The 14,601-nt window shown below is 38.3% G+C and carries 7 protein-coding genes; 5 read left to right on the top strand and 2 right to left on the bottom strand.

The genetic code is table 11. The features are described 5' to 3' along the window. Positions 1-24 precede the first annotated feature (24 nt). Together RMO03_RS12955 and RMO03_RS12950 are read left to right on the top strand one after the other, a co-directional pair. Positions 25-5,169 carry a T9SS type B sorting domain-containing protein gene (locus RMO03_RS12955; protein ID WP_309642528.1) on the top strand — a complete coding sequence of 1,715 codons (5,145 nt, stop codon included), beginning with the start codon at positions 25-27 and terminating at the stop codon, positions 5,167-5,169. Beyond that, the gene (locus tag RMO03_RS12950) at positions 5,166-6,080 is read left to right on the top strand and encodes an alpha/beta hydrolase-fold protein (protein WP_309642527.1); all 915 of its coding nucleotides are present in this window, start codon (positions 5,166-5,168) and stop codon (positions 6,078-6,080) included. Before RMO03_RS12955 ends, RMO03_RS12950 begins: the two co-directional genes overlap by 4 nt. Positions 6,081-6,180: 100 nt before the next feature. Here the strand turns inward: RMO03_RS12950 and RMO03_RS12945 are convergent, their stop codons facing one another. Together RMO03_RS12945 and RMO03_RS12940 are read right to left on the bottom strand one after the other, a co-directional pair. Next, positions 6,181-8,145 carry a T9SS type A sorting domain-containing protein gene (locus RMO03_RS12945; RefSeq protein WP_309642526.1) on the bottom strand — a complete coding sequence of 655 codons (1,965 nt, stop codon included), beginning with the start codon at positions 8,143-8,145 and terminating at the stop codon, positions 6,181-6,183. Between the two features lie 284 nt (positions 8,146-8,429). Next, a complete protein-coding gene (locus RMO03_RS12940; RefSeq protein ID WP_309642525.1) occupies positions 8,430-11,183 on the bottom strand; it encodes a fibronectin type III domain-containing protein in 2,754 nt (917 codons plus the stop codon). A gap of 557 nt (positions 11,184-11,740) precedes the next feature. Here RMO03_RS12940 and RMO03_RS12935 point away from each other — a divergent pair. The 3 genes from RMO03_RS12935 to RMO03_RS12925 all read left to right on the top strand — a co-directional run. Further along, positions 11,741-13,480, top strand: a complete 1,740-nt coding sequence (locus RMO03_RS12935; RefSeq protein ID WP_309642524.1) for a histidine kinase — start codon at positions 11,741-11,743, stop codon at positions 13,478-13,480. Positions 13,481-13,489: 9 nt separating this feature from the next. Continuing rightward, positions 13,490-14,209 carry a LytTR family DNA-binding domain-containing protein gene (locus RMO03_RS12930; protein WP_309642523.1) on the top strand — a complete coding sequence of 240 codons (720 nt, stop codon included), beginning with the start codon at positions 13,490-13,492 and terminating at the stop codon, positions 14,207-14,209. Positions 14,210-14,405: 196 nt separating this feature from the next. Then, the coding region (locus tag RMO03_RS12925) for an ATP-binding cassette domain-containing protein (protein WP_309642522.1) at positions 14,406-14,601 on the top strand (196 nt) is incomplete at its 3' end.

Raw genomic sequence — 14,601 nt, 5'->3', positions numbered from 1 at the left:
TATTTTATTTCCTAATTTTATCGAATGAAAAAACTATACCTACTATTTTTTCTACTTTTTACTATGGGCTGTTTTGCCCAATTTAGTAAGATCCATTATATTCCGCCATTTTCTGGAACTAATGACCCTTCAGGTAGTGCGCAAGAGCAGTATCTGTATATTTCAACACCAAGTGTCAATCCAATCAATTTTAGAATTATCCAACTTGGAAGCACAATCATTACAGCCACCGTTTCTAAAAGTGCTCCTTATGTTTTTAATTGTGGATATGGTACCAGTACACAACTGATGGTACAGAAAAGTGATGTAAATTCAATACTCAGCAACAAAGGATATATTATTGATGCCGATGATTTGGTGTATGTATCGGCCCGTCTTATTGCAGGAAACGGTAATCAATCAGGTTCAACAATTTCGAAAGGGCTAGCAGCATTAGGAACAAAATTTAGAATAGGATCTTTATTAAATACAGAACCTACACTTTCGTTTGGGCAAAGACATTATACTTTCGTTTCCGTTTTAGCAACTGAAAACAATACCGTGGTTCAATTTAGCGATATCAAACCTGGTGTGGTTTTAATCAATAATGCCGCCGCCGGAAATACACCAGCTCCAATAACGCTGAATAGCGGGCAAAGTTTTGTCATGGCAGTTGAAGGTCCGGCAAGTCCTTTTGATGCTGACCAACTCATTCCCAACCGAGATGGATTAATCGGATCTTTAGTCACTTCCGACAAACCTATTGTTTTAAATTGTGGCTCCTTCGCAGGAACCAACGCCGACAACAACCTCGACTTAGGTTTCGATCAAATTGTATCCGTAGAAAAAACCGGGAAAAATTATATTTTCATCAAAAGCACCGGTCAAAATGTGGTAGAAAAAGTGTTGCTTGTTGCTCATACTAACAATACGGAAGTCCGTTTGAATGGCAATAACGGCGCTTATGATTATCTGCTCAATGCTGGAGAATACGTGGCTTTAGATGGTAGTCGGTTTAATGCACAGGGCAATCTTTATGTAGAGACTACTCAAAATGTATTTGCTTATCAAACGATTGGTGATGACAGCAGGACCGATTATGCGAACCAAAAAATGTTCTTCGTTCCACCATTGAGTTGTGAAACACCAAGGATTATCGATAACATCCCATTAATCAATCAGATTGGCAGCAGGGTTTATAATATAAGCAGAGTGACAATGATTACGGAATCTGGTGCTACACTAAATTTCCAAATCAACGGTGTCCCCTATACTTTGGCTGGACTTAACGCTATTCCGAATGTTGTTGTTACCGGACCGACCATCGTTCCCACAGCTTTACAAAACTATGACACTTATGTGATTACCGGATTAACAGGCAATGTAAGCGCTTTTTCTACGGGTGAACTTTATCTGGCTGCTTATGCCACTGACGGCGCCGCTACTTTCGGTGGATTTTATTCTGGATTTATTTTCAAACCTGAAATCACATTCAATCTACTCAATGTCACCCAAAACAATTGTATTCCGAATGCGGAACTTCGGGTGAATTCTTTAAGTTCATTTGATGTTTTTCAATGGTATTTTAATGGAAACCCAATTGTCGGTGCAAACCAAAATTTCTACAATCCATTGCAACCCGGTAAATATTTTGTCAAAGCAGCGATTTCGAATTGCACTAACAACAACATTTCATCGGATGAAATTCCCATCAGTTCTTGCCCAACCAATGGCGATAATGACTTAGCCAACGACAACGTTGATGCCGATTTTGATAACGACGGTATTTCAAATTGTAATGAATCTTTAGGTGATCAGCCGATTGATTTATCGAACATGGCTTCTATAAATGTAACAACGGGCGGCAGTACAACACCGCTACCAATCCCCTTTTCGGGTGCTGTGAATGGTAATTTCATAACCAGAACGCCCATCGGAAAAAACAATACCGTCACTTTCCAAAAGACCTTTTCTACACCAAATAATATATCGGTAGAATATGTCAATGCAGCACTGCTGACGGATCTGCCCGACTCGAATGCGCAATTTGTAATTACGTGCGATATTAATAAAACCATCACGGTACTCAATCCGAATGACCAAATATTAATCGATACCAATTACGATGACATCTATGAAAGCGGCGTAACCAGTTATTCCTCTTATGAAATTCGTTTCAGAATGAATAGCGCAGTAGCTTTAACACCCGGTACAGGAACCTTCAGATTCAAATCCGCCGGAACTTCAACGATTACTTTCAAACATATTAATCTGTCTGATGCTGCTGATAATACTGCTACATTTCGATTAATGGCCACCTGTGTTGCGAGAGATTCCGATTCAGATGGTGTTCCGGATGCGCTCGATTTAGACAGCGACAATGACGGTATTCCGGATCTAACGGAAGCCATAGGAAATAGCACACTTACGCCTTCCAATACCGACACGAATCTGGACGGGTTGGATGATGCATTCGGAAACGGAATTCAACTAGCCGATACTGATGGCGATGGCGTTCCAAATTCTTTAGATTTGGATAGTGATAACGATGGAATTTTCGATTTAGTAGAAGCAGCAAGCGGAAGCCCCGATACAAATTTAAACGGAAGAATTGACGGATTACCGTCCACTTTCGGAGCTAACGGATTATACAATGCTATCGAAACGGCTGCCAATTCTGGCATTTTAAATTACACCATTAATGATTCCAATGCAGATGGCATTAGAAATTACCTTTCCTTAGACAGCGATGGCGATGGTTGCAACGATGTCATCGAGGCTGGTTTTCTCGATCCCAATGGCGATGGAAGACTCGGAAATTCACCACCAACAATAAACGCCAATGGATTAGTAACTTCAGCTATTGGATATACTGCGCCGAATAATAACTATACCACCGCTGCGCCCATTATAATTACTTCACAACCATCAATCGCTGCGTTTTGTACACTTCAAAATTCAGCCATTGTGATTCAAACCAATCCTATTGATTCCTATCGTTGGCAAGTATTGGTTGGCGGTGTTTGGACCAATATTGTCGACAATGCCAATTACGCGCAAAGCAATACCAATGCATTACAAATTATTGCGCCGCCTTATTCATTTAATGGTAATAAATACCGCGTCATCCTTCAAAAAAACGGCAATATTTGCGACTTAATTTCTGCCGAAGTAACACTCGCTTTGTATGCCTTACCAGTCGTTGTTTCTCCAATGACATTGGTGCAATGTGATACGGATAATGATGGTTTTACGAGAATCAATTTGACAGAAAAAGAAAGTGCCATTGCCAATGTAGCCAATCGTGTTTTTACCTACTACAAATCCTATAGTGCAGCCAATGCAGGCGATGAAACCAGCCCGGATTTTATCAATAATCCTTTGAGTTATTTCAGCAATTCGACTTCGGTTTGGGTAAGGGTACTGGATTTAATTCACGGTTGTTTTAATATAGCCCAACTCAATGTGACGGTTAGTGCCACACAAATACCGCCGACTTTTAATCGTAAATTTTATAAATGTGATGATTTTCTCGATGCCTACGGAAACAACAACAGCAACAACGATGATCATGACGGTATAACTGCTTTCAATTTTAGTAGTGTTACTGCGGCTATTACAGCAATATTGCCCGCAGGTACCGCTTATAGAGTGAAGTATTATAAAAACTTTCAAGATGCCGCGATGGAAGTGGATGACTTGGGCAACAACTTAGAAATATCTCAAAACCCTTCTGATGCTGAGAATATTTTCAACTATAGAAACAGAGATTATCCGAGCCAGCAACAAATTTGGTGTCGTATTGAAAGTATTGCCGACAACGCCTGTTTTGGACTTGGTCCTTTCGTTACTTTATATGTCGAAACGGTGCCCATTGCAAATCAATACAACGATGGTAACATCATTAGAAAATGCGACGACAATCAGGATGGCATTTTTGCTTTTGATACTTCCGTAATTCAATCCGTAATTTTAGACGGACAAACCAATGTGGCTGTGACTTATTTTGATCAATCAGGAAATCCGTTGCCGAGTCCGTTGCCGAATCCGTTTGTTGTCAATACCACTAAAACGATTACTGTTCGAGTAACCAACACCATCACATTCGATCCTAATGGCCCTTGTTATGATGAGGAAACCATTCAATTTATTGTGGATGCTTTGCCACAAGCTTTTCCTGTAAACACCAGTTTGTTTTCGGTTTGCGATGATGAAGCCAATCCGATTCTGCAAGATGGCATGTACGGTTTTGACACCGCTACAATACAGTCGCAAATACTTAACGGTCAAACCGGCATGGTTGTAAAATATTATAACAGTAATTCACAAGCCATTCAAAGTCCATTGCCAAATCCGTTTATAACTGCTTCGCAAAACGTAACCGCTGTTGTAGAAAACCCGATTAACCTAACCTGTCCGGCTAGTATTGTCATTCCTTTTGTAGTCAAACCTACCCCTAAAATTACTTTGATAGGACGCAACTTGATTTGCTCTAATGACCCTGGATTTTTTACGACTATTGATGCCGCGATTGTTGATGGTAGCTCGATCTCGAATTATACTTTTCAATGGTATGTCGATGGAAGCATCATTCCTGGCGCAACGCATTATACGCTCGATGTGAATGTTCCGGGAACTTATACAGTTGATGTGACTACCGCTTTAGGATGTCTAAAAACCAGAATCATTGATGTTGTTGCTTCTGATGTGGCGCATATTGATGCTATTAATATTAATGACTTAACAGAATCCAATTCGGTGGAAATCATTGCCACTGGTAGTGGAACTTTAGTCTACAGTATTGATAGTGTTGATACTTTTCAATATTCTAATTTGTTTAATGACGTGCCGTACGGAATACATCAAGTGTATGTAAAAGACATTAATGGTTGCGGCGTTGTTGGCCCTGTTGAAATATATGTATTGGGCATTCCGAAGTTTTTTACACCTGATGGCGATGGCATTAATGATACGTGGAATTTGAAAGGCAGCAGTAATAATTTTAATAAAAATGCCAGAATACGAATCTTTGACCGCCATGGAAAATTCATCAAAGAAGTTTTCGGTGCCGATCAAGGTTGGGACGGAAACTATCACGGACACCAATTGCCTTCGGAGGATTATTGGTACGTGATTGAGCTCGAAGACCAGCGTATTTTCAGAGGGCATTTTAGTTTAACACGACAATGAGAAAATCACTATTGATATTGCTTATGACAATTCCATTGGCTTATGCTCAAGATGTGAAAGTAACTTCGGGAAAAGTAATTCGTTTTGCGAATTTCAAATCACAATTTGTTGATGCTCGAAATGTTGATGTATGGTTGCCTGATGGTTATTCGGAAAAGCAAAAGTATGCGGTGTTGTATATGCACGACGGACAAATGCTGTTTGATCCCGAAACCACTTGGAACAAACAGGCTTGGGAAGTAGATCGCATTGCCGGGAAATTGATGGCTGAAAATAAAACACAAAAATTTATTGTTGTTGGTATTTGGAACAACAATAAAAAACGCCATCCTGAATATTTTCCTCAAAAACCTTTTGAAACTTTAGACGCAACGCAACGGAAAATGGTTTCAGATGTTTTGAATAAGGAACATAAAATCGACATAGAATTTAATCCGATATCAGATGCTTATTTGAAATTTTTGGTGACCGAATTGAAACCTTTTATTGATTCGCATTTCAGCACTTCGAAAAAAGGAGAACAGACTTTTATTTCGGGTTCTAGTATGGGTGGCTTGATTTCGTTGTATGCCATTTGTGAATACCCAAAAGTGTTTGGTGGTGCGGCTTGCTTGTCGACGCATTGGACGGGTATTTACCGCAATAACGACAATCCGATTCCTGATGCTTTTATGGCGTATTTGAAAACAAAGCTACCCAATCCAAAGAATCACAAAATCTATTTTGATTATGGTGACCAGACTTTGGATAGTTTGTATGATCCTTCACAGAAGCGTGCTAATCAAATTATGATGGATAAAGGCTTTTCGTCGAAAAACTGGATGACAAAATTCTTTCCCGGAAAAGACCATTCGGAAGCAGCTTGGCGAGAACGGTTGGATATTCCATTACAGTTTTTGTTGGAAAGATAATGCCCTAGCCCTGATAGAAGGGAAAATCCTTTTTTATAACCCTCGCGAGGGTTATAAAAAAGATTGGAATGATAGCAGGATTAGCTTCTAAAAAAAACTACTACTCTTTAATAAACTTCGTGTTCGCTGTTCCTTTATCACTGTTGATTTTGATAAAGTACGTTCCGGTTTTTAAATCAGAAACATCGATTGAAGAAACGTTTTCCGCATTGGGAACCGCCATAATCATTTGCCCTAGCATGTTAAAAATATTGATCGACTTCATGCTTATCGTGGTTTTAGCATCGATGTTCAAAACATTTTTAGCAGGATTTGGATAGACACTAAAGTAAGTTCCGAAATCGAAATCTTGGGTTGCCAATGTTGCAATGGTAGTTGTATAGGTATTGGTAATTATTGGTGCATTAAAATCGAAGAAGATACTGGCTAAGTTACTGAAAGAGCTACCCACGGTCAGACCTGGTTTTGTTTTAATCTTAAACGTTACATATCCTGTATTGGATCCGGCTTCGAAAGGCAAGTTGATGTTCTCGAAAACAAATTCTACTTTATTCACATTACTGATTTTGGTCACGCAGGCTGCGCTGGAACTCAACGGAACTAAGGTGCTGATATCAAATTTGCTTCCATCAATCATGTCCCTAACTGTAATATTTTGTGCATTGGTGGTGCCTTCATTTTCGAAACGAATCACATAATGCAAATATTCTCCGACCAATTCCGGGGTTATGGTTTGTCCTTCGATACAGGTTTTATCGTTGGGATCATAAGAATTTAAAACGGTTTGATTAAAGACTGATATATTGTCTGTTGGTGTTTCATCAGTATTGCCTGTTATTGTCGCGGTATAATGCAATACATCGCCGGAGTTTACTGCAGGGATTTCAACTGGTGAATTGACATTCAAAACTACCAAAATCGTTCTCGATTCAAAGGGTTGCAGTGCGCTAAAACTCCAACTCAAACTATTGGTTAGCTGACTTGCTATTGTTGGATTAGCACTCACAAAATCTAAAACGGCATCATTAAACGCAAGGTTGATTGAGCCATTTTGAATTGTTGTTCCTTTGTTTCTATAAACAATTTTGTATTGGGCATCAAAACCGGGACGCGCTGTATTTATAGGAAATACTGTTACCTCCAAATCATCATGCACACCATTAGCTGTAACACAAAAATCCTGAACAAAAGGGCTGGCTACGGCTGGAAAAGTTACTGTTGCCGAAGCTGGAGAAACATTAAAATAAGCCGGGATTTCCGGGATTAGAGAAAAGGTTTGTGTACTGGCTTGCACATCATAATGATAACTCCCTGATGCAGTACTTATTAAATTGGTTGTCGTTGAACCATTAGAAAATAACAATTTCAAATTAGGAATACTAACATCACTAACATCGCAACCATTGTTGTTGGCATCATATCGGTTACCACCTTGAATAGCATAGAACGTACCTCCCGGACTGGCACTGCAATTGGAGTCATAAATGCAATTCGTATAACCGTATTGCGTGACTCTGTTATAAATCGTCTGCAGTTGTGTTTCGTCGGCACAGATGTATTGAAGATTCGGGTTGTTTGAAAAACCCAAACCATTTGATTCATTATTACCATTCTTAATAAACAAACTGGTGAGTTGATTATCGCTACAGTTCAAATATCCGAGACCAGGTAAACTACTCACATCTAAAGAAGAAAGCAGATTATTTTGACATTGCAAGAGTGTTATTGATGGTATATTACTTACATTGAGATTGCTCAGTTGGTTATTATTACAATTCAATACAATCAAATTGGCAAAACTCTCAATTCCTGTTAAATCTGAAATTGCACTATGATCGATATTCAATTGCATCACTAATAAAGCTTCACTCACTTGTATTTCCCCATCATTATTGACATCGAGCTTGAAAGCCTGCTGGTCGAAGCCAAACGCAAAAGCACTGAGTGGTGTGTGATCGGCCGCCAAAAGCTTAGCCTTAAAATTCGCATCGGGTATATTGACGATTTGGGCATGTCCAATAAACCCAATCAACGCAATCACCAAAAAAATGTATAGCTTTTTCATAAAAATAGTTTGAGTGTCAAATATATAGAAATCTTTTAAAGATTTTAAATAATTAAATTGAATTTGATTTTTATGGGAATGCCCTAGCCCTGATTATCTCACTTAGCTTATATTTTTATTGGTGTTCGATGAATGCTACGCATTTGTAGTGGAAATCCTTTTGTGCCGTTGTTTACTTCGTCAGTTCGCCAAGGCTCGGGTGGCGCAAAAGATTGGGAACGTATAGCAGGATTAGCTCCTAAACAAAAAACCCACTCGATGCCGAATGGGTTTCTTTATTTACATTAGTTTTTTATGATTTTGAAAGTTTGACTGGTATTGCCGACCGATACTTTAACCAAATAAATTCCGGAGGGATAATGGGTTAAATTAATCACACCATCGGTGGCTTGAATTTGTTGTTGGAGTATACTTTGTCCGATCAAATTGGTGATTTCGACAGTATCGATTTTTGAGATATGCTTGATATTCAGTATAGAAACCGTTGGGTTCGGAAACACTTGCAAACCTTCGACTTCATTTTCGTGTACGGCTAGCGTATTGGTGCATTTGACCGATTTGACACGATTGACATTTTGAGCACCACAACTGGCATTGGTATGAATAAAATATCGAACGACATCCGTAATAGCTCCCGATTGCCATACTAATGGCGTCGTGCCTCGAGCATAAACAACGCTTTCATCGCCACTAACGATAGTAATATGATCTGTTGCAACGGAACTTGTAAACGTGTAAGTTCTGTTTGGGTAAACATCTACAAAGCAAAACTCGCTGGCATAAGCATCGCTAACTATAATTTGGTTACTTCCAGTGCAGGTTGGTGTGAATTGCGTGTCCGGATATTGCCCGTAAATGGCTTCGGTGCAATCGCCTTGCGCTGTTGTTGTGAAACTTCCTCCGGAAATCCATGTACTGGTTGTTGCTCCACAATTCGAACGTACCCAAAAATAATACGTGGTACTTGTGGTTAAATTGATTAAGTCTGCCGCTACTCCAACCAAGCTTCCGACTGGTGTTGTTGATGCATTTGGTGTAGTACTCGAGGTACTGAAGTACACGTCGTATTGCGCTGGTGTTGGCGAAGCCGCTGTCCATGTGATTTGTGCTGTATTGCTCGTGATACCGGAGCTTATTAAATTCGATGGCGGGTTGCATGCTGCGGCAAGTGTTGTAAAATTACCACCGGAAACCCAAGCACTTTGTGAACCACCGCAATTCGAACGCACCCAAATATAATAGGTCGTCACACTCGTTAAACTAGAAATCGTTGTATTGGTATTTGTTGAAGTTGCCGTTGGTGTGGTTGAACTTATCGGTGCAGAATTAACAGTACTGTAATACAATTGATAACCATTACTTGGCGTTGGCGAAGCGGCAGTCCAATTGATTTGAGCGGAACTGCTGGTGATATTCGATTTTATAATATTCGATGGTGCATTACAAGTTAAAGCGGTTGTCGTGAAACTACCGCCAGAAACCCATGTACCAGTCATACCATCGCAATTCGAACGCACCCAAAAATAATAGGTCGTTGCTGGCGATAAATTATTAATCGTTGCAGCCGTGGCATTGATATTTCCATTGGGAGTAGTTCCTGCTGTTGGTGCCGTGCTCGAAGTGCTAAAATAAACATCATAACCACCTGTCGGATTGGATGCTGAAGCCGTCCAACTGATACTGGCCACATTACTTCCAACATTATAACTGGTTAGATTGCTTGGTGGCAAACAACCCGCTGAAGGAGCGCAGGAAATGGTTCGCGAACGGTTGGTTTGATTGTTTCCACAAGACGAATTGGCATGTAGGAAATAGCGAACAATTCCCGAATTCGATCCCGATTGCCAAACTAATGGTGTTATTCCTGTAGCATAAAGTACACTTCCTGATTCGTTGGTAATAGTGATATAATCGGTTGCAATAGAACTCGCGAAAGTATATTCTTTATTCGATTGAATGGCGATATTAGCATATTCACCGGCTCGAGAATCTGAAGCGATGGTTTCAGGGCTACCGGTACAAATAGGTGTATAAGTAGCTGATGGTTTCAATCCGTAAGTAGCAGCATTACAATTAAAACCTATAGGCGTAGTAAAACTTCCACCAAAAACCCACGACGACACTACATTGCCGCAATCGGATCGAACAAAATAATAATAAGTAGTATTACTGGCTAGATTAGACACAAACTGACTCGTTGCTAATGGATAAAAAGTATCCGCTACTATGGGCGTTGCTCCAGTTAAATTGAATGCAAAATTGTACCCATCAGATGGAATCTGACTCGGTGCTTGCCAAGAAAACAGTGCTGAATTTGCGGTTACATTATTAACTACAAATCCTGTGGGTTGGTTGCAAACTATTGCCGGTGTTATAAAATTACCACCTTCAACCCAAACACTATATTTAGAACCACAACTCGAACGCACCCACCAATAATAATGTCGGTTTGGTGATAAATTATTTAAAGTAACCGAAGTATTCAAAGTAAAGCCTGTAACGCCAGATGATGCGGAATTAGCCGGTGGCATTGGCGGCGAAGTATTATCATAAACAATATAATACTGATAACCATTGTCAGGAACCGGATTCTGTTCGTCCCAATGGAGCGTTGCTGATGAACTGGTAACGTTGGTTTCATTCAAATTAGCAGGAAAAATGCACAGTGATGTTGCGCTTGTCATCAGGATTCTTTTGTCAATATTATTCGTTTGACAGGCCGAATTTGAATGATAATAGCAGCGAATTACGCCACTATAATCCCACGATCTATAGATAAAAGGCGAAGGCCCAAAATCTAAAACAGTTCCAGATGCGTCGGTAATCGTAATATAATCTTTATAGCCATTATAGGCACTTCCGGCTTCATAAGCATAGAAAGTATAAAAGCGATTGGCTAATACATTCACATTCGCATAGTGTCCGTTAGGCTCTTGAAGATCCGTAATCGTCTCTTCATTTCCAGAATAATTGGGCGTATAAGCCGTTCCGTTGAGTTGAATTCCTGTATTGCATTGCGAGTAAGACTGTATACTCATTAAAAATAATGCAAACACAATTGAAATAAAAAACAGAGGGTTTACATGCTGTTTTGTATCTGAAAATTGTGATAATTTGTATTTTTTTTTCATTTTATTCGTAGTTTAATTTTACTTTTTTACTGCTATTCAGTATAAAATTAACCAACATATATAAAGGATAAATTGCTAATTTAAATGCGACCCGAATTACTTTAAATTCGCAATGAAATGAAGTATAACTGCAAGAAAAATATACATCAGCACTTTTGTACACATTTCTTAGTGTTCTGCTATTTCTTTCATTTTAAAAGCGTTTGCCAAGATTAATGCGTTTTTAAAAAATGACTCGTAGGACACCTAAAATGTGCAAATTAGCAAATGAATAAAATCGTAGATATATTTGTCTGTCAATCAAAATAAAAATGAGTTTAAGACTAATTATATATATTGTTTTAACATCAACCTTTATAAGTTGTCAAAATAATACCGTTGTTTTGAATAACGAAAAAAATGACGATTTGAATCGGCTATTTTTTCATAAAGGAAAATGTAGTACAGCATACTATCATAAAAAGGTGGAAACACTTTTATATCAATACAAAGGCAATACGAATCCTTTAATTAACGCTAAATTATCGTACTATCAGGCAAAATTTAATTATGAAAAAGGGAATGATTCGTTAGCAGAAATCTATCTAAAAAAAAGTATCCCAACGCTGTCACAATACGAAAGTGATAACTATCTGATGCTCATTGACGGCATTAGCATTCAAGGTTATTTAGAATATAATGCAAGTAATTATAATACCGCAAAACAATATTACAAACAAGCTGTCTATTTTGGAGAAAAGTACTTCACGACCGATACTATTAGTCAAAAATATTCGTTAGCAGCTTTTGAAGGGTACGGCTCTGTAAATAGGATTTTGAATGATTACAAAACGGCAACAAAGTATATTAGGAAAACTATTGAACTGGCAGAAAAACATCATGATTACGAAAGAATCATTACTGCCAATTCAGACTTAGCCCTCGTATATACAGACACCAAAAAATACGACCTTGCTTTATTTCATATTAAGAAAGCGGAAAGTTTGGCTTTGACCAAAAGAAAAGACTTATTACCCTTGGTTTACAATCATTTTGCTTCGGTGTATCATGCTAAAATGGACCTAAACCAAACACTATTTTATTTCAAAAAAGAATACGAGGCTGATCCTGAAACTTCTGAAACAGATAAAGCGATCAATCTTTCCTTAGTGTATTTGGAACTTCACGAACTAGCACTTGCTAAACCATTAATGGTCTTTCTAGAAAAAGAATATTTGGACAATCGTCTTTTAGACTATGATAGAATTCAAACTTTGGAGCGGTTAATAAAATATTACACCCAAACAAGAGATTTTAAAAAAGTAGCTTTTTACTTTGATCTTTACGGTCAAGAACTTGATGAGTTCACAAGGGATGAGCAGCTGGCTACTACAGAAGATTTTATCAAAAAATATGATTTGAAAGCCAAGGAAGACCACATCAATCTTTTGAATCAAAAGAATCAATTGGTGGAAAATCAATTGTCGCAAAAAAATATTGCGATACTCATCATCGTGTTGGCTTTGCTGCTCATCGTGGCGATTGGACTATCCTTATATTTTCAACAGCGCAATAAAAAACTCCAAGTCGAAAAACAGCTTTTGATTACCAAAGATACCTTACTTAGAAGTCAAATGGAACCGCATTTTGTGTTCAATGCTTTGTCGTCTTTGCAAAGTTTGATTTATGAAAATCAGCATCAATTGGCGGTCAAATATTTGTCGAAATTCGCACGCTTGCTTCGGTTGAGTTTGGAGCACAGCCGGATGAAATTTGTTCCTTTTGCAGATGAAATCGAATCGATTGAAAATTATTTAGAATTGCAGCAGATGCGATTCAGCAACCAATTCGATTATACGATTTCCGGAAACATGAGTGATTTAGAAAATAATTCCATTCCGCCTTTGATGATACAACCGTTTGTAGAAAATGCGATTTATCATGGTTTTGCCAATCTTGATTATAAAGGTGAACTAAAAATTGCCTTTGAGAAACATACGGATTTTGTCTGTTTTACAATTGCCGACAATGGTTCGGGTATAGAAGTTTCTAAAAACAATACTGATAAAACCAAAACTTCGCTTTCTACGACTATTACTATTGAGCGTTTGAAATCGCTTGTAGATTCTAAAAACAAAATCGATTTTCTCGAAATAACCAACAACCCGAATGCGAAATCAGGAACTGTTGTTGTGCTAAGAATGCCTTATATTCAAACCCTTTAATCTGACATTATGCTAAGAACGATAGTCATTGAAGATGAAGATTTAATCCGAAAAATGATTGTAAACATGGTCAAAAACATGGATGCTGTTAATTTTATAGGAGAAGCTAGTTCTGTTTATGAAGGTGTTATTTTGGCTGATGCCACCCAACCCGATTTGATTTTATTGGACATTCAACTTCGCGATGGCAATGGTTTTACTTTGTATGAAAAACTCAAAACTAAACCCAAAGTCATTTTCATTACTGCTTATGATGATTATGGAATTAGAGCTATAAGATTAGGCGCGCTCGATTATATATTGAAACCCATCGATGAGGAAGAACTTGAAATGGCGATACAAAAAGTATTTCAGCAAAGTCAATATGCAGAACAATTTACAGCAACTGCTTTGGCTATGAATGGCCAGGCCAATAAGTTGTTTTTGCGCACGCAAGAAGGGTTGCATATTCTCAAAATGAACGATATTTTATATTGCCATGGCGAAGGTTCGTATACACAGTTTTTCATTAAGAATGGCAGCAAAATCATGGTTTCCAAACCATTGAAAGAATACGAATCGATGTTGCCTGAACAGCAATTTGCGCGCTGTCATCAGAGTTATATTGTGAATTTGAATGAAGTGACGCGCATTGACAAATCGGATTTGGTTATCATGAGCAATGAGGCAGCCATACCGATATCGACGCGAAAAAAGAAATGGTTTATTGATAGTTTTTTTTCTTCTTAGATTGTTGCTGATTGGCAACGAAAAGCCCTAGCCCTGATGGCAGCGGTTATCCTTTTGCGCCGTTGTTCGGCGTGAAAGATAGTAGCGAACAGCAGGATTAGCTTCTGAAATAAATTCAGAATAAATCCTAAATAAACAAACCAACGATTTAACAATTAAACAAATCAACGATTAAACGATTAAACAATTAAACAAAATGATTTTAAGAGCAGAAAACTTAGTAAAAACCTACAAAGGAAGAAGCGTTGTAAAAGGCATTTCCGTTGAAGTAAATCAAGGAGAAATCGTCGGATTACTTGGACCAAATGGCGCAGGAAAAACCACTTCTTTTTATATGATTGTGGGATTGGTCAAACCGAACGCAGGTAAAATCTTTTTGGACAATTTGGACA

The sequence above is a fragment of the Flavobacterium sp. genome, assembly GCF_031411595.1.
In the GTDB taxonomy this organism is placed as follows: Bacteria; Bacteroidota; Bacteroidia; order Flavobacteriales; family Flavobacteriaceae; genus Flavobacterium.
The sequence above is the reverse complement of the archived record's forward strand: the minus strand, read 5'-3'. Positions and strand labels throughout refer to the sequence as shown.